This window comes from Spirochaeta dissipatitropha (assembly GCF_054657935.1).
In genome coordinates, this window is sequence record NZ_BAAHXT010000003.1 from 328,973 (window position 1) to 350,801 (window position 21,829).

At 50.8% G+C, this 21,829-nt stretch carries 21 protein-coding genes; 8 read left to right on the forward strand and 13 right to left on the reverse strand.

Annotated elements, in window-relative coordinates:
• Positions 1 to 46 precede the first annotated feature (46 nt).
• On the forward strand, positions 47 to 1,699 hold the full coding sequence (locus tag ACYQ2L_RS05080; protein ID WP_460051922.1) for an NAD+ synthase: 1,653 nt from the start codon (positions 47 to 49) through the stop codon (positions 1,697 to 1,699).
• Here the strand turns inward: ACYQ2L_RS05080 and ACYQ2L_RS05085 are convergent.
• On the reverse strand, positions 1,685 to 3,301 hold the full coding sequence (locus tag ACYQ2L_RS05085) for a hypothetical protein (protein WP_460051925.1): 1,617 nt from the start codon (positions 3,299 to 3,301) through the stop codon (positions 1,685 to 1,687). The genes ACYQ2L_RS05080 and ACYQ2L_RS05085 overlap by 15 nt on opposite strands.
• Positions 3,302 to 3,315: 14 nt before the next feature.
• The gene (locus ACYQ2L_RS05090; protein WP_460051928.1) at positions 3,316 to 3,453 is read right to left on the reverse strand and encodes a hypothetical protein; all 138 of its coding nucleotides are present in this window, start codon (positions 3,451 to 3,453) and stop codon (positions 3,316 to 3,318) included.
• 11 nt (positions 3,454 to 3,464) lie between these two features.
• Here ACYQ2L_RS05090 and ACYQ2L_RS05095 point away from each other — a divergent pair, with 11 nt between their 5' ends.
• Positions 3,465 to 4,553, forward strand: a complete 1,089-nt coding sequence (locus ACYQ2L_RS05095; RefSeq protein WP_460051932.1) for an FAD:protein FMN transferase — start codon at positions 3,465 to 3,467, stop codon at positions 4,551 to 4,553.
• A gap of 35 nt (positions 4,554 to 4,588) precedes the next feature.
• On the opposite strand, the gene ACYQ2L_RS05100 is transcribed toward ACYQ2L_RS05095, so the two are convergent.
• Both ACYQ2L_RS05100 and ACYQ2L_RS05105 read right to left on the reverse strand, forming a co-directional pair.
• Positions 4,589 to 5,587: a substrate-binding domain-containing protein gene (locus ACYQ2L_RS05100; RefSeq protein ID WP_460051936.1), complete on the reverse strand. Its 999-nt coding sequence runs from the start codon at positions 5,585 to 5,587 to the stop codon at positions 4,589 to 4,591.
• Between the two features lie 11 nt (positions 5,588 to 5,598).
• Positions 5,599 to 6,375: an NYN domain-containing protein gene (locus ACYQ2L_RS05105; RefSeq protein WP_460051939.1), complete on the reverse strand. Its 777-nt coding sequence runs from the start codon at positions 6,373 to 6,375 to the stop codon at positions 5,599 to 5,601.
• A 65-nt stretch (positions 6,376 to 6,440) separates the two neighbouring features.
• Here ACYQ2L_RS05105 and ACYQ2L_RS05110 point away from each other — a divergent pair, with 65 nt between their 5' ends.
• Complete coding sequence (locus ACYQ2L_RS05110) at positions 6,441 to 7,988, forward strand: DUF92 domain-containing protein (protein WP_460051943.1); 1,548 nt, start codon at positions 6,441 to 6,443, stop codon at positions 7,986 to 7,988.
• An 84-nt stretch (positions 7,989 to 8,072) separates the two neighbouring features.
• Here the strand turns inward: ACYQ2L_RS05110 and ACYQ2L_RS05115 are convergent, their stop codons facing one another.
• Positions 8,073 to 8,609 carry a chemotaxis protein CheW gene (locus tag ACYQ2L_RS05115; RefSeq protein ID WP_460051946.1) on the reverse strand — a complete coding sequence of 179 codons (537 nt, stop codon included), beginning with the start codon at positions 8,607 to 8,609 and terminating at the stop codon, positions 8,073 to 8,075.
• A gap of 43 nt (positions 8,610 to 8,652) precedes the next feature.
• Positions 8,653 to 9,513 (reverse strand): FAD-dependent thymidylate synthase, encoded by an 861-nt coding sequence (gene thyX / locus ACYQ2L_RS05120; RefSeq protein ID WP_460051948.1) that lies wholly within the window; start codon positions 9,511 to 9,513, stop codon positions 8,653 to 8,655.
• A 121-nt stretch (positions 9,514 to 9,634) separates the two neighbouring features.
• On the opposite strand from thyX, the gene ACYQ2L_RS05125 reads away from it, so the two are divergent.
• Positions 9,635 to 10,816 (forward strand): M23 family metallopeptidase, encoded by a 1,182-nt coding sequence (locus ACYQ2L_RS05125; RefSeq protein ID WP_460051951.1) that lies wholly within the window; start codon positions 9,635 to 9,637, stop codon positions 10,814 to 10,816.
• 7 nt (positions 10,817 to 10,823) lie between these two features.
• Here the strand turns inward: ACYQ2L_RS05125 and ppk1 are convergent, their stop codons facing one another.
• The 3 genes from ppk1 to ACYQ2L_RS05140 are packed head-to-tail and all read right to left on the reverse strand — an operon-like array spanning position 10,824 to position 15,508.
• Positions 10,824 to 12,944 carry a polyphosphate kinase 1 gene (gene ppk1 / locus ACYQ2L_RS05130; protein WP_460051954.1) on the reverse strand — a complete coding sequence of 707 codons (2,121 nt, stop codon included), beginning with the start codon at positions 12,942 to 12,944 and terminating at the stop codon, positions 10,824 to 10,826.
• A 52-nt stretch (positions 12,945 to 12,996) separates the two neighbouring features.
• Positions 12,997 to 14,529, reverse strand: coding sequence for a Ppx/GppA phosphatase family protein (locus ACYQ2L_RS05135; RefSeq protein ID WP_460051957.1), 1,533 nt, complete (start codon positions 14,527 to 14,529; stop codon positions 12,997 to 12,999).
• A gap of 1 nt (position 14,530) precedes the next feature.
• Positions 14,531 to 15,508 (reverse strand): ROK family protein, encoded by a 978-nt coding sequence (locus ACYQ2L_RS05140; RefSeq protein ID WP_460051960.1) that lies wholly within the window; start codon positions 15,506 to 15,508, stop codon positions 14,531 to 14,533.
• A gap of 53 nt (positions 15,509 to 15,561) precedes the next feature.
• On the opposite strand from ACYQ2L_RS05140, the gene ACYQ2L_RS05145 reads away from it, so the two are divergent.
• From ACYQ2L_RS05145 to ACYQ2L_RS05160, 4 genes are read left to right on the forward strand one after another with little or no spacing between them, the layout of a single operon-like run.
• Positions 15,562 to 16,323 carry an adenylyltransferase/cytidyltransferase family protein gene (locus tag ACYQ2L_RS05145; RefSeq protein ID WP_460051962.1) on the forward strand — a complete coding sequence of 254 codons (762 nt, stop codon included), beginning with the start codon at positions 15,562 to 15,564 and terminating at the stop codon, positions 16,321 to 16,323.
• Between the two features lie 55 nt (positions 16,324 to 16,378).
• Positions 16,379 to 16,846: an NfeD family protein gene (locus ACYQ2L_RS05150; RefSeq protein WP_460051964.1), complete on the forward strand. Its 468-nt coding sequence runs from the start codon at positions 16,379 to 16,381 to the stop codon at positions 16,844 to 16,846.
• Positions 16,847 to 16,892: 46 nt separating this feature from the next.
• Positions 16,893 to 17,825, forward strand: coding sequence for an SPFH domain-containing protein (locus ACYQ2L_RS05155; protein ID WP_460051967.1), 933 nt, complete (start codon positions 16,893 to 16,895; stop codon positions 17,823 to 17,825).
• The gene (locus tag ACYQ2L_RS05160) at positions 17,825 to 18,757 is read left to right on the forward strand and encodes an SPFH domain-containing protein (protein WP_460051970.1); all 933 of its coding nucleotides are present in this window, start codon (positions 17,825 to 17,827) and stop codon (positions 18,755 to 18,757) included. Before ACYQ2L_RS05155 ends, ACYQ2L_RS05160 begins: the two co-directional genes overlap by 1 nt.
• A 59-nt stretch (positions 18,758 to 18,816) precedes the next feature.
• Here the strand turns inward: ACYQ2L_RS05160 and panD are convergent, their stop codons facing one another.
• From panD to panB, 4 genes are read right to left on the reverse strand one after another with little or no spacing between them, the layout of a single operon-like run.
• On the reverse strand, positions 18,817 to 19,167 hold the full coding sequence (gene panD / locus ACYQ2L_RS05165) for an aspartate 1-decarboxylase (RefSeq protein ID WP_460051973.1): 351 nt from the start codon (positions 19,165 to 19,167) through the stop codon (positions 18,817 to 18,819).
• A complete protein-coding gene (locus tag ACYQ2L_RS05170) occupies positions 19,160 to 19,957 on the reverse strand; it encodes a type III pantothenate kinase (protein ID WP_460051976.1) in 798 nt (265 codons plus the stop codon). The genes panD and ACYQ2L_RS05170 overlap by 8 nt, the downstream gene beginning before the upstream one ends.
• 2 nt (positions 19,958 to 19,959) lie before the next feature.
• Entirely contained in the window at positions 19,960 to 20,781 is an 822-nt protein-coding gene (gene panC, locus ACYQ2L_RS05175; RefSeq protein ID WP_460051979.1) for a pantoate--beta-alanine ligase, read from the reverse strand.
• Entirely contained in the window at positions 20,778 to 21,608 is an 831-nt protein-coding gene (gene panB / locus ACYQ2L_RS05180; protein ID WP_460051982.1) for a 3-methyl-2-oxobutanoate hydroxymethyltransferase, read from the reverse strand. Before panB ends, panC begins: the two co-directional genes overlap by 4 nt.
• Positions 21,609 to 21,829: the final 221 nt, after the last annotated feature.

Below are 21,829 nucleotides of genomic sequence, written 5' to 3' on the forward strand. Positions count from 1 at the left end.
AATCGGCTCTATATATACCGTCAAGAAACCCCCGCAGGAGGAGCACATGAAAGTTGCCCTGGGCCAGATAAACCCTAAAATTGGAGACTTCAGCGGCAATCGCCGCCTGATTTGCAGCGCAGCTGAAAAAGCATTGAAGCAGGGGGCCGAACTTATTGTATTCCCCGAACTCTGTATCTGCGGATATCCGCCCATGGATCTGCTGCATTTCGATAGTTTTCTGGCTGCCAACGAACAAAGTGTCAGTAGCCTGCTTCAGGAATTACCGCATGGAATTGCTGTCCTGGTCGGATATGCCGAGCGCGGCATAAGCAGCAAGCACCTGCCGATTGTGTACAACACTGCAGCAGTCCTTCTGGATGGAAAAATACTCCACCGTCAGGCTAAAACATTGCTGCCTACATACGATGTATTTGATGAAGCAAGATATTTCACACCAGCAGCAGAACGGAAAAGCTTCGAGCTTTTTGGCCGCCGTTTCGGAATTGCTATCTGTGAGGATCTGTGGCTCGAGGATGATCCGCTTCTGCGCACCGCATACCAGAGCGATCCCGTCAGAGAACTCGTGCAGCAGGGTGTGGAAATCATCCTCTGCCCCTCGGCCAGCCCTTTTGCTGCTGGAAAGATTTTCAGCAGAAAGCAGCTGCTCCAGAAAATCGGCAGATCGGGTATCGCCGTAATCTACAGCAACTGCACAGGTGCTAATGACGCACTGATATTTGATGGGCGCAGCATGATTTCTGATTATAGCGGCAGGATAATAACCCTCGCAGAAGCCTTCAACAGCTGTGTAACAATTTCGGAACTACCGGAATCCGCTGAAGTTCTGCTGCCGGATATTGACCTGCAGGAAGACAGGATCGAAACCCAGTATAAGGCCATAGTGCTGGGAATCCGGGACTACATGGCCAAAAGCGGATTCAGAAAAGTACATATCGGACTCTCAGGAGGCATTGATTCTGCCCTGGTCGCGGTTCTGGCAGCAGAGGCTGTCGGAGCGGAAAACCTGACCTGTCTTCTGCTGCCGAGCCGTTATTCAAGCAGTCACAGTCTATCCGATGCCGAGGCACTTGCCAGAAATCTGGGATGCCGACACTTCACAATCGGTATCCACGATACCGTTGATGCCATGGAAGCAGCCTTGAAACCACTGTTCCAGGGCATGGAAGCAGATTTGACCGAAGAAAATATTCAGGCAAGAACCCGGGGAAGTCTACTCATGGCTTTTTCCAACAAGTTCGGCAGCCTGCTGCTCAATACAGGTAACAAGTCGGAGCTGGCAGTTGGCTACTGTACCCTGTACGGAGATATGAACGGAAGCCTCTCGGTTATTGCTGACCTTTTCAAGACAGAAGTATATACGATGTGTCGCTGGATCAACCGGGACCGGGAAATAATCCCGGAATCAATTATCACCAAAGCACCTTCAGCAGAATTGCGTCCCGATCAGAAGGACCAGGACTCACTCCCTGAGTACGAAGAACTCGATACGATTCTGGAACATTACCTGATCCGGAATATGCATGCCGACGATATAATTGCCGCCGGCCACGATACAGATACCGTTCACAAGGTTATCGGACTGACTGCGCGTTCCGAGTACAAGCGATTCCAGGCAGCCCCTGTACTGAAGGTCAGCACCAGGGCGTTCGGAAGCGGCAGAAGAATACCGATTGCCAGGTCTCTATCGGAACTGTGACCGTAGTCTGTTCTGCATGCTGAATCTGAAACCCAGCTGAGGCTGAAGTCCGTCCTTCTGGATATTCAGACCAGGCTTCAGTTCGATTGATACGATATCGTCAGGCAGAAACAGTGCTCGCATAAAAGTTCGGCCAGAGAGTCCCTCCCCGTCTTCAGAAGAATCATAGAAAACTCCGAGCTCGAAGCCGATTTCTACGGTTCCGTCCGCCAGAAAGACAGTAATATCACTCTTTCCCCAGAACATATCGGGACCAAAAGGGCTTGTATTGCTGTACAGATCACCATCCTTCAGCTGGGAAAAGGAAGTACTGTGTTCGGCACTGCCTCCCCATTCGGGGTCGGTCCATCCAAATTCCAGTAGGATTCCGGTATCCGCATCGGATCCCCGATAGAAGAATTCACCACCTGCGTATGCGGCAAAACTGTAATCCGGCTGCTCCCACCCTCCCGCAGGGCGCTGCATACCAATCTGCAGGAACAGCTCGGACTGCGGCAGAATCATCCATGACGCATCAGTCAGCACCTGGGTAATCACTGCCTCGGAATCGGTCAGAAACGATCCTGTAATCGGCAGCATGCCGTTAATCTTCATTTCACTAATCCCGGAAGAAGAAAACCTGTTCTGGGATCCTAATCCTATGCGCAGGCTGCCTGTGTGCAATTCGATATTATGAACCACTGTATCCTCAAGAAATGCATGACGGCTGCTTACAGGTCCGGCAGAAAGTCCAATCTGAAGACCATCTACGGCATAGGACCGAAAACCGATATTATCCAGTCCCGGTCCGGTCCGGAAGGGGAATCTTCCTGCAAGGATATAACCTCCCCGCAATGGGTAAAACAGCAAGGCCCTCTGCAGAAAATCATCTGAAACGGTAAATCTGGAATCGCCCTCCGAGATAGGAAGATTACTGATATCCAGTCCATCCTCTCTGGATTTTCTTAATTCTATTCCGAATTCGGCAGCCACACCGCCAGGCACCTGCCAGCCCGCAGCAACTGAAAGAAATGGATTTACCGTGCTCAGGTACGGCCGCAATGCATAGGAACTTACCGGCATATTCAGAAAGCCCTGAATATCAACAAACTGATCAGTGAACAGCATATGGCTTCTGAGACGCCGGTTTTCAAATCCTTCGAGCACGTTTTCTATTCTGAAGCGAAGCGCCTGCACAGCCAGCAGGTCCTGTTCAGGGGAAAGCGCAAGATGATCCTCGAGTGGATCAGGAGCCTCCTCCATTCCCTCTGGAGGTGGCCATACCAGCACCTGGAGAACTTCCCCCGGCTCATCTATATATCCCTCCGAGTCTGATGCTTCCTGGTCAGCAAGCAGCTCATCACGCCGTTCTTCCCAGGCAGCCATTTTTTCCAGCAAACGGCGCTCCTCAGCCTCCACAGACATCAGCAGAGAAAAGGTATAACGCTGCAGCTGCTCACTCTCAAGATAGTAATCTGTAGTCGGAAAGGTTCTTCCGGTTTCGGCATATAATGCTCGAACTGCCATAACAAGGGGAGCATCTGCTGTATGCACAGTAGCTGCAGCCAACAGCGGAGTCAGACATAAAACTGCTGCGAACATAAAAAATCGTACTCGGTTCATCCCTGAATCTCCCTCTATACCAGCTGATTAACTGCACGACCGTCTGTCTGCAGTCGCGCTCTTTGATTAACGGCAAATAATCCCGAAAATATTACTACTGTACTGCATGAATCCCGCATGAGTCTTCCTCCTCGAAGGAAAACATGATACATACTCAGATACTATGCAGAAAATTAAAACACAATATCTATATATCATATCATACTCCTCCCTGTTTTTCGCACTATTCCTGACTACTGTACTTCTCGGCTCCTGCAGCAGCAGAACAACAACCAGCGATTCAAGACTACAGCTCGGGACCAATATTACTATTACAATACACGGACGGGCACCCAGAGGTATATTCGACAGAATATGGAACCGGATGGAAGAAATAGAAAGCAGAATGAGTATCAATCAGGCCGCCTGGGAGCAGACTGAGCTCCTCGAGCTGAACCGTGCAGCGGGAATTCATCCAGTAGAATTAAGTGATGAAAGTCTGCAGGTTCTTCAAACCGGCATAACGATCGGTGAGCTCACTAACGGTGCTTTCGACGTCAGCATTGCCCCGCTTGTACTGCTATGGATGGTCACAGGCTCTTCTCCGATGGTTCCAGCTCCCGAAGCGATTAAGGAAGCTCAGGCACTTATTGACTTCCGGAAAATCGAGATAAGTGGGAACCAGGTATATCTTCCCGAGCCCGGAATGGGAATCGATCTCGGTGGTATTGCAAAAGGCTATGCCGCCGGAGAAGCCGCCAGAATCCTCCGCCAGGCAGGTGTGAATCATGCAATCCTGGATTTTGGAGGCGATGTTGTAACGGTCGGCACCCGCCCCGACGGGAACCCCTGGAGAATCGGCCTTCAGGATCCAGCCCAGCGCAGAGGCAGTCTGATGGGTATCGTGCAGGCGGAAGATATATCGATTGTCACCTCAGGCGTGTACGAGCGGTACTTCGAACAGGACGGCCAGATTTTCCACCATATAATAGATACAGAGACCGGCTACCCAACAGACAACTCATTGCTGAGTGTTACTGTTGTGTCAAAGGATCCGGTCGTTGGAGACGCGCTCTCCACCGGTGCCTTTGTTATGGGTCTCAGGGAAGGGTATGAGCTGCTTGAGGAACTGGACGATGTAGAGGGCGTTTTTATTGACGATCAAAACCGTGTGTACCTGACCAGCGGTCTGCAGGCAAACTTCCGTCTCCTCGGCTCTGATTATGTACTCTCCTGCACCGAGGACATCGGTGACTGTGCTGACGAGGAATAAAACAGCCGCTTTCGCGGCTTTCATTCCTGTTTGAATCAGTTGAAAACCTCATGTCTGGCTCGAGCAGGAAGATTAAACATTACCGACTCGAATCTCAATGCCTGAAATTCAGGATCTTCCTCGAAGATCCTGAATTGAAAATAGTTGAAGGTCTCCCTGGTTGGAGGTGACAGGGGGAAAAAGTTTCTTTGATCCCGCAGCATTACCGGCTGGACATGCAAAAACAGACCCAGTTCACTCCACCACTTATCTGCAGCAGCCAGCATTTCACCCCTGTACTGAGCAGCCAGGCTTCGATTGTAGGCCCTCATACTGCCGATTATTTCATCCATGGATTTCAGCAGTACATTCTCCCGGAAAACCAGCACCTCCGCACCAGGGCGAAGATTTATATCCTCAACCAGTATCGAGGCTCCCCTCGAATCAGCCTCAACCGCGAAGGGCAGAGGAATGACCGCTATCTCGGACTCTCCTGCAAAGAGGAACTGGAGAGCAGCATAATCGTCTTCCACAGCTATGATGCGGATACGGTTTCTAATGCCCGAGCGGCTGAGTCCTTCGTCGAGGGCATACATTATGCTGCTGCGTTCCCGTACTGCAAGGCGTGACTTGACGGCTTCATCAATTTCTCCATAGGAAATTATGCTGCTCAGGTCCGTGTCAGGAAGGCTGTAGGCGTGATAATAAAGCGGCAGCTCCGCAGCGATCCGTATATCCACGCCCTGTTTGAGCAGCAGAATCGCATCGACAATATCGATTAATGCACCATCGATGCTTCCATCAGCAAGTGCCTGGGCCATTTCTGCCCGACTGCTGTAGCTTACCGGATTGAAGCCGGCTGCCGAAGGGAACTGCAGAGGCAGACCTGAAGCATAAACCAGCGGAACAGCATTCACACCTGGACCGACGCCAATCTGCAGGGGATCAAGCTCGACAGCACCGGACGCCCTGAGCGCTGGACTTGCTATCATTGTAAACAGCAGAATCACTATAGTCTGCTTTGATCTGATATTTGACAGCATCTTCATTTGCATTCGAGCCTCTTTCAAGCACGTGCCTTACGTTTGTCACGGATAAAAATCGACTTGCCTGGACCATTCTGGACATTAACCTCATTGATCTCGAATAAGCCGATTGCCCTGATCAAATCACCCAGCTTCTTGTATCCATAGTTCCGCGGGTCAAATTCCGAAGATTTATTCGCAAGGTTCTGACCTACCGTTGCCAGGTGAGCCCATCCATTTTCATCTGCAGCATCCTCGCAGGTATTCCTCAGTAGATTTACCAGACGTGAATCCTGGCGCATTTCTCTGGCTGGACGAGGCCCGCCTTCCTGCTCTCGAACTTCACTGTCCGAATCCACCCCATCGATAAGTTTTTTACGGAGAATTTCAATGTAGATAAATTTATCACAGGCCGCCACAAAGGCTTTCGGTGTTTTCTTTTCCCCGAAGCCATATACCTGTAGACCTGACTCCCTGATCCTGGCACACAACCGGGTATAATCCGAATCACTGGAAACAATACAGAATCCATCCAGATTACCGGCATAGAGAATGTCCATGGCATCGATGATCAGAGCGGTATCGGTTGAGTTCTTGCCGGTAGTGTAGCCGAACTGCTGTATAGGTTGGATTGAATATTCATTCAGGACCTCTTTCCAGGATTTAAGATTTGGATTGGTCCAGTCGCCGTAAATCCGCTTTATGCTCGCCCGTCCGTAGTTCGCGATTTCTTCCATCAAGCCCTGAATGACCGATGCCTGAGCATTATCAGCATCAATCAGTACTGCCAGACGTTTTTGACTGTCGTTATTGTTCATATAATGTTATTTTATGATCAGGATGCCGTTTGCGCAACCAATAGAACTCTATACATGGAGATTTCATGATACTTTCCAGCAATATTTGGGGCTTGATACTATCCTATGCCGGAATTTTCGGCATTATAGCTGCTGCGCAGATGTTTGTGAAAAAAGGGATGTCAACATCAGCTACCCGCAAACTGATTCACATCAGTGTTTGTCATTGGTGGCTGCTGGCATTACTGATGTTTGACAGCCTGGCATGGGCCATAATCGGTCCAATCAGTTTTATAATTATTAATTATATTTCTTACCGTTTTACCCTCTTCCGTTCAATGGAACATCCGGAAAAACGAAAAAACCTTGGAACGATATACTTCCCTGTAAGCCTGACTATTCTGGTCACAGCAGTCTACTCCGGATTTATGCCGGCAGCAGCTGCAAGCATCGGAATTCTGAGTCTGGGGTGGGGTGACGGCCTGGGGGCACTGATAGGTGAGCATTTATCTGCCGACAGCAGCCACATTCCGGCGATACTCAGAAAAAAATACAGACTATCGGACGGAAGCACAAAAAGTGTTGCCGGCAGCCTGGCGGTATTCGCTGGATCTTTTGTGGTTGCACTGCTTACCCTAACGGTGAGCAGCAGTCTCACGCTGTTTATGCTGCTGCTTTATTCAGTAATACTGGCCTTGCTGACCAGCCTGATTGAAGGGAGCACTCCCTACGGACTGGATAATATAAGTATCCCGTTGATTGTATCCCTGGCAGCATGGGGTCTGCTCGGGCTTCCTGAAGCATCGAACAGCAGCAGTATTCTAAACGGAAACTGGCCAGTACTCCTGAACATTCTTTCGGCAGCAGGACTGAACGCCGCAGTGGCACTTTCCGCACTGAAAAAAAATGCCGTCAGTCGCAGTGGTGCTGCAGCAGGATTCTTTCTTGGTTTTCTCCTTGCAGTACTCGGTGGATGGGAGGTCTGGATCCTTCTCATGTGGTTTTTCCTGTCCGCAACCATCATCGGCAGAATCAGACCGGAGCAGAGGGAAGCCGCGAGCGAAGTGCAGGAGCGCGGCAGCAAGCGGGAATGGATCCAGGTATTCGCCAATGCCGGTGCATCGCTCGTGTGGGTTATTGTATATGCTCTTCTCCCGGAACCGGTGTTTCTTGCCGCTGCTGCAGCCGGATTTTCAGCGGCAACAGCTGACACCTGGTCCAGTGAAATTGGAGTGCTGAGCAGGCAGAACCCCGTGCTTATTACCAGCATATTCCAGCGGAGGCAGCAGATCAGCCCGGGACTATCCGGAGGTGTGACCATACTCGGAACAGTTGCGGGAATGACAGGAGCAATCGGTACTGCTTCACTTTCCTTCGTACTCTTTGAAGGAATAGACCTTTCCACTGCCTTACTGATTGCAGCCGCCGGTTTTGCGGGGACACTTCTGGACAGCATACTGGGTGCAACAATCCAGGCACAGTATCGTGATCTGAAGAGTAGCCTGGATACCGAACGGCAGGGTACACATAATCCTCTCGTCCGGGGATTTAACTGGTGCAGTAATGATGCTGTAAATGCAATAATAACAACGGTGAGTTCTGTTCTGGTATTCCTGGCATTGTTCAGGTTTTAATCCTGAGAAAATTCAGAACTACCTGAGCTTTTTTGACACGCAGTAATTCGGCCTGCCCGGTGGCAGGCCCTGTCTGCCAGGTATTTATTCCCCGGCAGGATCTGCTTTTTTATCCCTGCTTTTTGCCGCCTCGGCTTTCATCTGCTCACCGGACAATGCGCTGACATCTTCCTCGCTGAAAACGCGGTCAATATCAAGAATAATTATGAATGACTCATCCTGTTTTCCGATGCCCTTTATGAAACGGTTGTTGATAGATGTCCCTATCTGCGGTGCTGCTTCTATCGTGGTAGAATCCAGATCGATAACTTCCTGAACCGAATCAGCCAGCGTTCCCAGGACAACCGACTCCCCGTTGACATCAATCTCCATAACAACAATCGCTGTATCGATTGTCCGTGGGGTTTCTTCCATGTTGAACTTCAGCCGAAGATCCACGACTGGCACAACACTACCCCGAAGGTTTATAACTCCGCGCATAAAATCCAGGGTTCTCGGTACCTTTGTAATCCTGGTATATTCCAGAACCTCACGCACACGATGTACTTCAACCCCGTATTGCTCACCATCAAGCGTAAAAGTTAATAACTGAACCCTGTTCTGCACTGCAGTGTCGCTCATGGATCACCTCCTGAATTCAGTATAGATGCATCCGGAAATAATTTCAAAGTTGTTTTCCGCTTTTCAGCTTTTCCAGCATACGTTCTCTGTCTTTCCCATCAAGACCAGCTGTATCAAGCGCAGATTCAAGGTCATTTTCCCCTGAAATAATCTGCTGCAGCACCTCAAACTCACGTGAAGAAAAAGTAACCGCACCCATCCGGTGCTCTTCGAATGCCTCGGTGGCCACAGGACAGACCTTTCTGGCAATATCCAGCATTACCTCGGCATATGCCCTGATCTCGTATTGCGCATGAGGATCCAGTCGAAGACGCAGAAAATGAAAGAGATTATGCAGATCGATCTGCCAGTACCATTCTGTATACATGCTCAAAGGCAGGTTGATACGCGCCAGCTCCCGGGCAAGCCCGTTCACTATCAGATTCTGATACGCCGCGTAGGCTTCTTTCTGTCCCTGTTCTAGTTTTCCGAGAATCTGTACTGCAGTTTCCCTGTCAACCGCCTCATCCTGCCGGCCCTGCTTGTTGTCTTCACTCTGCAGGGAAATCTTGTCAGCATCCGGAAGATAAAATTCATCCTTCATGACCGAGTAACGCCCGGATATCTCATTCAGACGGGCTGTCCGGTGTCGCACCCACTGCCGGGCAACAAAAACAGGCATCTTGGCGTGAAATGTAAACACCACCTGCTCGAAAGGTGAGGTGTGCTCATTTCTCAACAGGTAGCGTATCAATCCTGCATCCTGCCTGAAACTCTTGGTTCCGCTGCCATAGGATACACGGGCTGCCTGTACGATGCGGTCATCCCCTCCCATGTAATCAACGAGACGAACAAATCCTTTATCAAGAACCGGATACTCATGATCCAGAATATCCTCTGCCGAGGGAACGATTGTATGTGCCATGTGAGTAGCATAGCATTGAAGCACGGGATTAGGAAAGATCATCGGGAAGTATTCTAACTACTCAAGGCAGTATCCGCAGCCAGACTTGTCATCTATCACATCTGAAGCTATTTTAGACAGTATGCATGCCTTAAAACCGGGAGTAATACCGATACTGCTGATTGCCGTACTTCTCGGGATTATGCCTCCCATGGCTGCCGCGCAATCCGGCAGGGATTACTTCAACCTGAATCATGAAGAAACCAGTGATGGCGGATATCGCTTTCTGGCATCAAACTCACATATAATTCCGGTCTACCTTGTACTCGAAGTCGATAGGATTCAGGGTCTTGTAAGCGATCAGGAACTCCCGGTGCGCACCCTTCTGCCTCCCGGTGCAGAAAATGTTGAAGTACTACGTTTGCGCCGCGGCAGCGGCAGCCGGGTTTCATTCAGTACAAGCGCCACACATACCCGCGGAGACCCTGAAGGTGTAGATCACAATGATGATCATCTTTATCTGTTTCCCTTCGAACACGGCAGAAAGTACCGTCTGACACAGGGTTATCACGGCAGTTTCACCCACTTCGGCCAGAATCTCTATGCCCTGGATTTTGATATGGATGAGGGAGAGCCCGTACATGCAGCCCGCGACGGGATGGTGGTTGAGGTCAAGCAGGACAGCAGCATCGGAGGGCCGAGTGCGCGATTTAATGAACACGCCAACTATATTCTGATTATGCATGAGGACGGCAGTTTCGGTAACTATGTGCATCTCGTCTATCAGGGAGCCATTGTTGAGCCTGGAGAAATCATAGAAGCAGGTCAGCTCCTTGGGTACAGCGGAAATACCGGACAGAGCAGTGGCCCTCACCTGCACTTCGACGTCAGGGTACCGACCCGGGATGGGATAATGCAGTCTATACCAACCTTGTTCCTTGAGCATACAGGTGAGGCAGTCGAAGCGCGTGAAGGTAACTATTACTATGCCTATCATCCAGGGGAACCTGAATTCGAAGCCATCTTCGGATCAGATTTCGAAAATGATGATTTTGCTGATTATGAAAGATCGATCGACAGCACAGGCATCGATATCCGGGTTGAGCAGATTGACTCCACCTATATTCTGTTTCTGCAGAATGGCACAGACCGCAGACTTCAGATTGACGTCCGCCTGCAGCTGCAGGGAATGAAAGCCACTACCCCCCTGTCAATCAGTTCCGAGCTTGCTGCCGGCAGCGAAAGATTCCTCAGCATCCTCAGACCGCTGCCCGGGGCACAGAGATTTCAGTACGGATACAGTCTGCGCTACCAGGAACCATAGTCCCCGGTTACAGCGGTTTCTTACGGACCGGAAATTCCTTCTCACGATCCCTTCCTGAGGCGCCTTCCGTCTTGAACATTCTGTACAGACGCTTCTGCACCTGCCTCGCCTTGCTGTTCGCAAGAGGCTGTATACGCTCATAGCTGCCGTCAGAAAGCATTCGATGACTGTTGCTCGTATCCTTCAGATAAAGCTCGAGGATTTCAATTACTTCCTCACGCAGGCCCCTGTCATCGATTGGAATCATCAATTCCACCCTGCGCTCAAGGTTGCGCGACATCCAGTCAGCACTTGAAATGTAGACTTCACTGCTTCCCCCGTTCAGGAAATAGAAAGCTCGGGTATGTTCAAGATAACGGTCGATTACACTGCAAACCCGGATATTCTCACTCTGACCCGGAACACCTGGAACGAGCATGCAGATTCCGCGGACATTCAGATCAATCTGCACATGCTGTCTGGATGCTTCATAGAGTGCAGTAATAATCTCTGGATCTGCAATGGAGTTCAGCTTGGCAATAATTCTACCTGGTGTTTCCCTTGTACTTCGCTGAGCCTCACGCTCGATCAGCTGCAGCAGGGTATGCTTCATTTTGATCGGGGCCATAACAAGCCGTTTGAGGGCTGGAATCGCTGAATAGCCGGTAATTGCATTAAAAAACTGGCCGACGTCATAGGACAATTCCAGCTTGCTGCTCATGAGACCCATGTCGGTATAAGCTCTGGCAGTCTTATCATTGTAGTTCCCGGTACCGGCATGAAAATATCGAACAATACCATTCTCTTCACGCCGGATTACCAGAATAGCCTTGGCATGCACCTTCAAACGTGCAATTCCATAGACTACCAGGGCTCCAGCTCGTTCCAGGCGCTCAGCCCAGCTTATGTTCCGCTCCTCATCGAACCGGGCCTTCAATTCCACCAGCACTGTTACCTGCTTGCCGTTTATGGCCGCCCGCTCCAGGGCTTTTACTACCGGGGAATTACCGCTGGTCCGGTACAGAGTCATCTTTATTGCCAGAACCTGAGGATCTTCCGAGGCGAGCGTCAGCAAGCGGATAACCGGTTCGAATGATTGATAGGGGTGATGAAGCAGAATATCCTCGTTTTTGAGAACCTCCCAGATATTCCTGTCCGGACCGAGTTTTGGATGATCCACCGGGCGCCACTTTTCTATCATCAGATTCTCGAATCCGGGAAGCTCTGCAAGCTCAAACAGTGGATTGATATCAATGGGATTCGGCTTGAAGAAGACATCACCGTCTTCCAGATCAAGATGCTCCTGAAGTATTGGAGTAACAGGGCTGTTCTTTTCATCCACAGAGAGCCGTATTGCCTGACTGCGGTCGCGCCAGGCAAGAACCTGCTCCATTGCTTCAACAAAATCCTCATCCCGCTCCTCATCCACACCCATGTCTGCATCCCTGGTGATTCTGAAAAGTACACGATCATCTATGCGATAGCCTGGAAAAAGGATATGCGCATGATACCGGATAACATCTTCAAGCATGGTAAACTCAGTCGTCCCCTCTGCAGATGGTAAATACCATATCCTTGGCAGGCCGGAGGGAATCGGGACAATGGCAAGAAAATGTTCGCCTTTCGGTTCTCCATACAGGGGTTCCCCATCTTCATGGGTAAGCTTGAATGCAGCGTAAAGATTCAGGTTTCCCAGGTACGGCAATGGGCGCTCTGGTTCCATGCGCACCGGGGTCAGCAGCGGATAGATTTCCTGCTGAAAACGCTGACGTACAGCGCTTTCCTGTTCAGGAGAAAACTCACCAGGTTTCCTGAGAATCAGATTGTTTTCTGCAAGAGCCGGCAGTACCCGGTCAATCAGGCAGCTGTATTGTTCCTCGAGCAGACTCCGTACCTCCGAGGATATCCTGTTGAGCAGTTCCTGCGGACTGATTCCCGAAGGACAGATCGTGTAGTTCTCGTTATCACGCTGCCTCTTGATTGCCGCAACACGAACCATAAAAAACTCATCGAAGTTGCTTGTGACAATACAAAGGAATTTCAGCCTTTCCAGCAGCGGAAGATCCTCCCGAAGCGCTTCCTGAAGCACTCTCCGGTTGAATTCCAGCCAGCTGAGTTCCCTGTTAACAAAACTGAATTGCTGTGACATTTAACTTCCTTTCTCTGTCTGCCAATTCTCTACCAATTCCCTGCCAGTCATGCTATTGAATCAGCACGCGATAGCCGAAAACGTCCTCGAACAGCTGCGCCTTTTCCAGTGCACCGGACTTTTCAACTGACATGTCCGAAACACAGGTACAGCGGACAATCATATCCGTCTCACGAAGCTCCACCTTGATTTCCTTGACCCTGCGTGCATGCCCCCGGTCCAGACCATCCGCAATCCTGAGAATCGCAGAAAGCTTCTGCACCAGCATACGCTGTCCCGTCCTCAATGAAGAAAAAGAACTATGAGCATTGCTGGGAGGTGATTTACGGTGATAGCGGATTACATTCGAGACCACCCTGATATCCTGTCTGGACAGACCGAAAACCTCGGAATTCGCCACCATGTACTGTCCATGCTTGTGATGTCCACTTGCCCGAATGAAATACCCGATATCGTGAAGAACCGCGGCGACCTCCAGCAGCAGCCGGGCATGATCATCCATGCCGTGGTCCGGTTTAAGCTGATCAAAAAGCTTGAGAGCCAGGTCTGTGACCTGCAGGGCATGTGTCTCGTCATAATGAAATTTTCTTCCGAGACTCTCCGCACTCGCTCTTACCTGCTTATGGAATTCGTCCTCTGATTTATGACTTTTCCCGGCGATCAGATTCATGAGTACGCCTTCACGAAGACTGACATCCGGAATGATCAGATTCTCGGAGGAGGTAGCCTGCAGAAAATAGTTGCAGACCAGAAGTGCCGGAACAAAACCTTCAGCCTCGTTGTAGGTTATGCCGAATTTCCTGACTATTTTCTCCATGCTGTAACTCTGGGCACGGGAAACAAAGACCTCGAAATCACTGCGCTTTATTATGCTGAACTGATCATGGCGGCTGGTCCCGGGAATAAATGAAGCTGCCATCCGGGCATCGCCGCCTACAGCTACGAAAAACTTCACCTTGGACAGAGGTAGTTCAGTATCCAGCAGCTCAAGATTCATTCTGAGATTCTCCTGGATGTATTCATCCAGATCATCTGAACTGTCACCTCCGTCCCTGATCTGTTCTTCAAGCCTGACAGTACCCAGCCGAAGCGAGTGCGCTGCCACCATTCTTCCCTTCTGCAGAAGCATTACCTCGGTGGTGCCGCCGCCGACCTCGAGAATAATCGAATTGAAGCGTGCAAACTGCGGACGAATAGCACGGATGGCATGATCAACAGCGATGTAAGTCAGGTAATTCTCTTCCACCCCTTCCACAATGCTGACTTTCAGACCGGTCTTTACCTGGATACGATCAATGAAAATGTCACGGTTCCGCGCCTCGCGTACCGCACTTGTTGCGATTACCCGGATCTCGGATTTATTCAGCCCGTAGCCCTTCGCGAGCTCGATATAGCCATTCAGAATCCGTACTGACTGCAGCAGGCTTTCACGGCTGATAACACCGCTGACAAAGACATCGCGCCCAAGAGTAACCGGCCGCGCTGCACGATCGATCCGTTGTATACCACCATTACTGTCGACTTCCGAGATAAGTATTCGTATAGCCGTTGATCCGACATCTACAACGGCGACCACTCTCTGCATGCTATCCTTTATTCCTTTCACTGATGTAGTCAGCAATCAGTGCGCCGGCACCAAGCGGCACCGCATCGTCAGCCAGAACAGCGGCAGAAACCTTTACGGCATCTGCGAGCACCGGCATAGCACTGGCCCGCATGGCAGCCTCGGCTGCCTGTACATATTCATCACCGAGCTTTTCTACAATGCCTCCGCCGAGGATAATCAATTCCGGATTGAAAATATGAACGCAACTTGCCATTCCTTTTCCGAGAAAACCTATGCTGCGGTCAACAAGCTGTCTGATCGGCTGCTCCCCTGCATCCAGTGCTTTCTTGATTACCGAGCTTTTTACAGCACTGATATCCGTTCCTGCCGTCTCCATCACCGATGGTGAATATCCGGCACCAGCCAGCATCACCATATCCCGCGCCAGCGCAGTCTTGCTGGCCAGTCCTTCCAGGGTACCCGCAATACCAATAGGGGTCATGGGACCATCTGTCTGAAGGATCATATGTCCGATTTCACCGGCTCCTCCATGGGCACCATGAAACAGCTTCCCGTCAAGAATTATGCCGCCGCCAATTCCGGTTCCGATAAAAAGGCCGATTACATGGCGGACGTTTCCATGTTTCCCGAAACGATATTCACCATACACCCCGGCATTCACATCGTTTTCCGCAATAACAGGAACAAGGTAACGGCTGCTCAGCCTGCCTGCAATATCAACATCCCAGAGATTAAGATTGGTCAGCTGCCGCACCTTGCCGCTACCTGTATCCACGATACCCGGAACCGCAACACCGATGCCGCTGATCTGAGGGACACCCACATCTGCCAGCGCCTCATCGATACACTGAGACATACGTTCAATCAAATCATCCTCGTTGCTGATCCCTCTGGTCTTCTTTTTTGAGGATGCTATGATCTCGAACTCGTCGTTCAGCACACAGGCAAGCATCTTTGTTCCGCCAAGGTCAAAACCGATATAATAGCGTTCCTGCATAATTCCTCCGATTTGTTGTGCAGCTGACATGCTTTATGTTAGCATCATCGCACATGGCTACTGCAGATTCAACTGTTTTTCCCAGCCGGGGATTAGTTCTCGGACGATTCATGCCTCCTCACAACGGGCACCGCTTTCTTATCGACTTTGCCCGCAGCATGGTCGATGAACTGGATATATTCCTCTGTTCCCTGCCCGATGAAGAGATTCCGGGAACGCTGCGCTATGACTGGATGCGCGAACTCTACCCGGAGTGCCGGATTGTCCACTGCACGGAGGCTATTCCCGAGGCGGGGAGGAACAATCCGAATGCACCCAGTCTCTGGGCAGCCTATATTCAGCCCAGACTGAAGCATAAAGCAGACTATGTCTTTGCCTCCGAGGATTACGGAGAACTGCTTGCGCAATCCCTCGGAGCCGAGTTTATTTCGGTTGATATTTCCCGCAGTAATATACCAGTCAGCGGGCGAGCAGTTCGGCAAGACCCATTTCTGAACTGGAAACACCTTCCGGTTCCTGTTCGCCCCTATTTCGCCAGGATATTCGGGTTTCCGGCCCGGGATGCGCATCAGGTCAGCGAGATTTTCTCCGCTGCCCGTGAGCTTGAGACGATAGCCCTGCTGCTTGACTCCGACCAGCGAAAAAACCGGGCACTTATTGCCGCTGCCCTTCGCCAATGCAACCAGCGCCTGCTTGTCTGCGGAGAACCCGGCATCCTTGATGATGCCTTCAAAGCCGCTCCCTTTCCCGAAAACTGCAGGATTGCGGAATCTGTGCCTTTTACCGTCCCGGAGATCGTTTCTTTCGTACAGTAATACTGACAGCAATACTGATTTGACATTACACTGACGCGGGTCTACTCTATAGTCTATGAGCCTCTTACCCGTTATCTGGTGGATCGCCGGAATTCTCATGATTGTCTCGGAATTCTTCGTTACCGATTTTGTTATGTTCTTTTTCGGTCTTGGCGCAATCCTGACCGGATTGTCTGCATATTTCATACCTGCTGTAGAATCCAGTCTTGTGCTGCAGTTTCTCCTGTGGGCAGGTTTATCCACCCTCTCACTGCTTGGTCTGCGGAAATATTTCGGCAGGGTCTTCCGCGGGAAATTCTTCAGCCCCGATAAGGAAAACGACATGATCGGAGCATCCGCCAGGGTCGTTGAAGATATAAGCCCGGACAGCCCTGGAAGAATTTCCTATGAAGGAACAACATGGAAGGCGATCAGTTTTACTGAATCCTTCAGTGCAGGAATGACTGTCAGTATTATCTCCAAGGACGGTATTGGCTACATTGTGACTGCATCACTGCTCGAAGATTCAGAAAGCGAACAGTAACCCCCGGTAGATCCGGACATATTCAATTTCATTGCAAGGAGCGTTTATGGAACCATTGGCCACATATGCATTAACCGCAGCGATTCTGGCAACTTTTTTTCTTGTATTCTTCCGCCTGCTGCGGATAGTACCGGAACAGGAAGCCTGGATACTCGAACAGTTCGGTAAGTACAGGAATACACTCGGGCCAGGATTTCACCTGGTTGTTCCGATTGTACAGAAAATCGCCTACAAGCAGATAATCAAGGAAGAGGTAATAGATGTACCCCCGCAGGTCTGCATTACCAATGATAACGTCCAGGTTCAGGTCGACGGTCTCCTGTACCTGAGAGTTGTTGACCCCGAGAAAGCCGCCTACGGTATTGATAACTACCGCTTCGCAGCCGCTCAGCTGGCCCAGACAACCATGCGCTCGGAAATCGGAAAAATCCAGCTCGACAACACCTTTTCAGAACGGGATATGATCAACAGTTCCGTCGTCAAGGCTGTAGATGAAGCCAGCGATCCATGGGGCATAAAGGTTACACGTTATGAAATACGGGACATTACCCCGACAGAGACCATTCTGAAAGCAATGGAACAGCAGGTCCGGGCAGAACGAGAAAAGCGGGCCGAGATTCTGACCAGTGAAGGTGAGCGTGACAGCAGAATCAATATGTCGAAAGGTGAACGCTCCGAGGCCATAAATCTTTCCATGGGAGAGCGTCAGAAGCGTATCAACATATCGCAGGGTCAGGGAAAGGCCATAGAAATAGTTGCCGAAGCTACCGCCGAGGGTATCATCAAGGTCGGAAATGCAATCAAATTGCCGAAAGGCAAGCAGGCCCTGGCAATGCAGATTGCCGATCAGTTTGTACAGCAGCTCGGACAGATTCTTCAGAATGCCGACACAACCGTACTGCCGCACGACCTTGCCCGGGTGCGCAGTGTTTTCCAGAGCATTCTGCCCCAGGGATTCCCGGAAGGAGACAAGAAATAATGCATCCATTCCAACTAGTACTTATAGTCCTGGCTGTCTTTACCACCTACAGCCTGTTCAGAAGCATTCGCATAATTCCAGCTAAAAGCGCAATGGTAGTCGAGCGCCTCGGGAAGTACACCCACACCCTGCAGGCAGGATTTCATGTATTGATTCCCTTTGTAGACCGGGTCAAATACACACACAGTCTGAAAGAACAGGCCGTCGATGTACCAAGCCAACCCTGCTTTACCCTGGATAACGTAAAAATCGATGTAGATGGAGTACTCTACTTCAAGGTAACTGACCCGAAAAAGGCTTCCTACGGTATAACGAATTATCGATACGCTACCATACAGCTTGCCCAGACCACTATGCGCTCCATTATCGGAAAACTCGAACTGGACAAGACCTTCGAGGAACGAGAGAACATCAACGCCTCGATTCTGCGGGACATTGATCAGGCCACCGACCCATGGGGAGTTACAATTACCAGGTACGAAATTCAGAATATACGGGTTCCGGACAACATTCTCACAGCTATGGAGGCCCAGCTGCAGGCAGAACGCGAAAAACGGGCCGTCGTAGCCCGCAGCGTCGGAGAAATGGAAAGCCGGATCAACTACTCCACCGGTATGATGGAAGAATCGGTTAACAAATCAGAAGGTGAAATGCAGCGCCTGGTCAACGAGGCGGAAGGCCGAGCGGCCGAGATCCGCACGCTGGCCAATGCAACCGCTGCCAGTCTGGAAAAAATCGCCAGGGCACTAGAGCATGAGGGAGGCGAAGAGGCTGTAACCCTTCAGATCTCTGAAGCCTACATCAAGCAGCTGCAGGCACTGGCACGCAAGGGCACAAATCTCGTACTCCCGATGGATTTAACAGACATGGGTTCCGTCATGGAATCAGTTAACAACATGCTGACCCAGAGGGCGGATCATCTGAGCAAATAATGACCGGATATGCTACCCGGCAGGCAGAACAAGCCTGCCGCCAGCACGACTGAAAAAAACTACTGAATACGGTTCTGCTCGTCGAGCAGAACCACTTTCGGCTTGAATGCAGCCGCAGCGTCCATATCCATCTGGCAGTAGGCTGCAATTATCACCCGGTCGCCCGGGTGAGCCAGCCGGGCAGCAGCCCCATTGAGACATATCTGTCCAGTCTTTCCCGGGATTACATAGGTCGCAAAGCGCTGACCATTATTTACATTATATATTTCTACACGCTCATGCAGCAGCAGACCGGAAGCCTCAATCAACTCCGGCGCAATCGAAATCGAGCCCTCATAGTTCAGATCGGCCTCTGTCACCGCCGCCCGGTGAAGTTTTGTTCTCAACATTGTTACAGTCATTCTATTCATTCCTCCTCAAGGTTTCGAAAAGGCCTTCCAGTACAAAGTCCGGTTCGATAACATCGAATACAGCGGCATCTGCAAATAAATGTGCAAATCCGCCGGTTCCAATTACAAGCGCTTTTTTACCGGCTGCATCCTCCGCCGACTCCCTGAAAACCTCATCTTCAATCCGGCTGATCAGTTCCTTCATCATACCGAGATGACCGAAGTACAGTCCCGCCTGAATGCTCTCAACCGTGGAGCGTCCGCAGGCAGTGCGCGCCGATAGAATCTCAACAGCTGGAAGTTTAGCAGTGTTCGTTTCCAGCACTTCCATTCCAAGCCGCAGCCCGGGTGCAATAGCACCACCGAGATACCGCCTGTCAGCGGTCACCACTTCCAGGGTAGTAGCTGTCCCCAGATCGACGATAATACAATCCCTCCCGGGATAACGCACCGATGCAGCGACAGCATTGGCAATCCTGTCGGCCCCGACCTCGAGGGGGTTACGGTAGCATATCTGCAAACCCGTCTTTACCCCGGCCTGCAGAATCAGGGGATCAATATCGAAATATTTCCCGCATGCCCTACGGATGGAGTAAATCCGGTCCGGAACCACCGAGCACAGGGCAATCCTGTTTACCTCAGCCGGATCAAATCCGTTTTCCCGCAAGGCGGATTTCAGAAACACCCCGTATTCATCCGCACTGATTCCTTTCCCGGAGTACTGACGGAAGCGCAGAACAATCGATCCGTCCTCACGAAACAGCCCGGCGTAGACCTGGGTATTTCCAACATCAAGACATAATGTATACATTTCTATTCCGTCTCCCCTGGTTCAGGCAGCGCCATTGTATCGATAAGGCGGACCCCATCTATGGACACGGCACCGAAGCGTCTGTTCTCTCCCGCTGACAGCTCGCTGCTGTCCCGGATGTATTCAACATCTATACCGATTTCTTCCAGTCTGCTTTCTGCATCCTCTGCAGTTGCCGCAGTCCTGAAAATCCCGGCAAAGCGACCAGCCATGGCCCGACCTTCAAGCGATAGTCGGGTGTTCCGTGAACTCATTGCCAATCCATCGGGTTCACGCACAACAGGACAGACAAGTATTTCAGTTCCGATGCAGCTTTTCAGAAAAAAAGCCTCAGCCATTTCCCTGATCAACACATACTGCTGGTAGTCCTTTTCCCCGAAATATGCCCGATCGGCTCCAGTAAGCAGCAGCAGCTTCATTACTACCGTCAACACACCATTGAAGTGCCCCGGACGGTACTCTCCTTCCATAATGCGGCTGATGTTTTTCTCTTCAAGACTGTAGTTATAGTTATCAGGATACATAGCATCGGCATCCGGCAGGAATACCGCATCAACACCAAGGTCTCCGGCAAGCCCCAGATCGCTTTCCAGGGTCCTCGGATATGATTCGAGATCCTCTGCCTGGTTGAACTGTGCGGGATTTACAAAAATGCTCATACAGCTGACATTATTTTCCTGCAGACTGCGCCGGACCAAAGACATATGCCCTGCATGAAGAGCCCCCATGGTGGGAACAAAGCCAATTGAACGACCCTCTGATTTATGCTTCCGGCAATATGCCGCCCACTCCTGCGGATTCCGGATCTGAATTGGCAGGCTCAATTTCCACCCCGCTTTGCTGCAGGACTTTCAGATGGAAACAGATACTGCTCGTTTTTATCCGGGAAGCTTCCGTCCTTGATGTCGGAAATATAGGAGTCTATAGCTGTCCGCACCAGGGTTCTCCCGTCAAGATACTCACGGACAAAGCGGGGAACCCGGCCGCTGCCCAGACCAAGTAGGTCCTGGAGAACCAGAATCTGGCCATCGACCTTCTCACCGGCCCCGATACCGATAATCGGTATGGTAAGATCATCAGCGATCGCACTGGACAGATGGCTTGGAACACATTCGAGCACAATACTGAAACAACCAAGCTCTTCAAGCTTCGCCGCATCCTGTGCGATTCTGTCGGCAGCCTGCTGCTCACGACCCTGAACCCGGTAACCGCCGAAAACGTGCACCGATTGAGGAGTCAGACCGAGATGGCCCATGACAGGGATACCACTGTCGATCAAGAATGGAATAATTTCTTCGTGTCCACGCAGTCCTTCGATCTTGACTGCATCCGCTCCAGCCTGCATAAGGGCACCTGCCGCTTCTACAGCAGCAGAACATCCACGTCTGGTACTCAGGAATGGCATATCGGCCACAATGCTGAGCCCGGGACCGCCGGCGCGTACCGCACGAACATGAGCTGCAATCATATCTATATCAGCATGGAGTGTGCTGTCCCGACCGTGAACCACCATTGCGGCACTGTCGCCTACCAGCACAGAATCGATTCCGCTATCCTGCAGAAGTGCTGCAAAGCAGGCATCGTAGCAGGTCAGCATACTTAGTTTCCGGCCTTGCGACTTGGCCGCCGGAAAATCAGCTATTTTTGTCATAATGTCTCCTTTCTTCCAGAAAGGAGCCGGCATATGCTTCACATAATCTGCTTTACATATACCTCGCGGTACCCGCCCGGGAGCAATATCCCTCTTGAGTCAGGTCCTTCCTGGAGACATGTTTTTCACATTCCGCCAGCAGTTTATTCACAACTTATCCACAAGTTGCATAAATTCCCGCTTCCACCCCCTTACGAGGTATAGAGCAGAAATTTCACTAC

Bases quoted from the DNA above. Each gene is read 5' to 3' on its own strand.
- ACYQ2L_RS05090 (WP_460051928.1), bottom strand. From the start codon at position 3,453: ATGTATCATGTTTTCCTTCGAGGAGGAAGACTCATGCGGGATTCATGC.
- ACYQ2L_RS05105 (WP_460051939.1), bottom strand. From the start codon at position 6,375: ATGAACAATAACGACAGTCAAAAACGTCTGGCAGTACTGATTGATGCT.
- ACYQ2L_RS05115 (WP_460051946.1), bottom strand. From the start codon at position 8,609: ATGAGCGACACTGCAGTGCAGAACAGGGTTCAGTTATTAACTTTTACG.
- ACYQ2L_RS05160 (WP_460051970.1), top strand. From the start codon at position 17,825: ATGCATCCATTCCAACTAGTACTTATAGTCCTGGCTGTCTTTACCACC.
- ACYQ2L_RS05135 (WP_460051957.1), bottom strand. From the start codon at position 14,529: ATGCAGAGAGTGGTCGCCGTTGTAGATGTCGGATCAACGGCTATACGA.
- ACYQ2L_RS05150 (WP_460051964.1), top strand. From the start codon at position 16,379: ATGAGCCTCTTACCCGTTATCTGGTGGATCGCCGGAATTCTCATGATT.
- ACYQ2L_RS05145 (WP_460051962.1), top strand. From the start codon at position 15,562: ATGGCTACTGCAGATTCAACTGTTTTTCCCAGCCGGGGATTAGTTCTC.
- ACYQ2L_RS05110 (WP_460051943.1), top strand. From the start codon at position 6,441: ATGATACTTTCCAGCAATATTTGGGGCTTGATACTATCCTATGCCGGA.
- ACYQ2L_RS05125 (WP_460051951.1), top strand. From the start codon at position 9,635: ATGCATGCCTTAAAACCGGGAGTAATACCGATACTGCTGATTGCCGTA.
- panD (WP_460051973.1), bottom strand. From the start codon at position 19,167: ATGAATAGAATGACTGTAACAATGTTGAGAACAAAACTTCACCGGGCG.
- ACYQ2L_RS05155 (WP_460051967.1), top strand. From the start codon at position 16,893: ATGGAACCATTGGCCACATATGCATTAACCGCAGCGATTCTGGCAACT.
- ACYQ2L_RS05080 (WP_460051922.1), top strand. From the start codon at position 47: ATGAAAGTTGCCCTGGGCCAGATAAACCCTAAAATTGGAGACTTCAGC.
- ACYQ2L_RS05170 (WP_460051976.1), bottom strand. From the start codon at position 19,957: ATGTATACATTATGTCTTGATGTTGGAAATACCCAGGTCTACGCCGGG.
- thyX (WP_460051948.1), bottom strand. From the start codon at position 9,513: ATGGCACATACAATCGTTCCCTCGGCAGAGGATATTCTGGATCATGAG.
- panB (WP_460051982.1), bottom strand. From the start codon at position 21,608: ATGACAAAAATAGCTGATTTTCCGGCGGCCAAGTCGCAAGGCCGGAAA.
- ACYQ2L_RS05095 (WP_460051932.1), top strand. From the start codon at position 3,465: ATGCAGAAAATTAAAACACAATATCTATATATCATATCATACTCCTCC.
- ppk1 (WP_460051954.1), bottom strand. From the start codon at position 12,944: ATGTCACAGCAATTCAGTTTTGTTAACAGGGAACTCAGCTGGCTGGAA.
- ACYQ2L_RS05085 (WP_460051925.1), bottom strand. From the start codon at position 3,301: ATGAACCGAGTACGATTTTTTATGTTCGCAGCAGTTTTATGTCTGACT.
- ACYQ2L_RS05100 (WP_460051936.1), bottom strand. From the start codon at position 5,587: ATGCAAATGAAGATGCTGTCAAATATCAGATCAAAGCAGACTATAGTG.
- ACYQ2L_RS05140 (WP_460051960.1), bottom strand. From the start codon at position 15,508: ATGCAGGAACGCTATTATATCGGTTTTGACCTTGGCGGAACAAAGATG.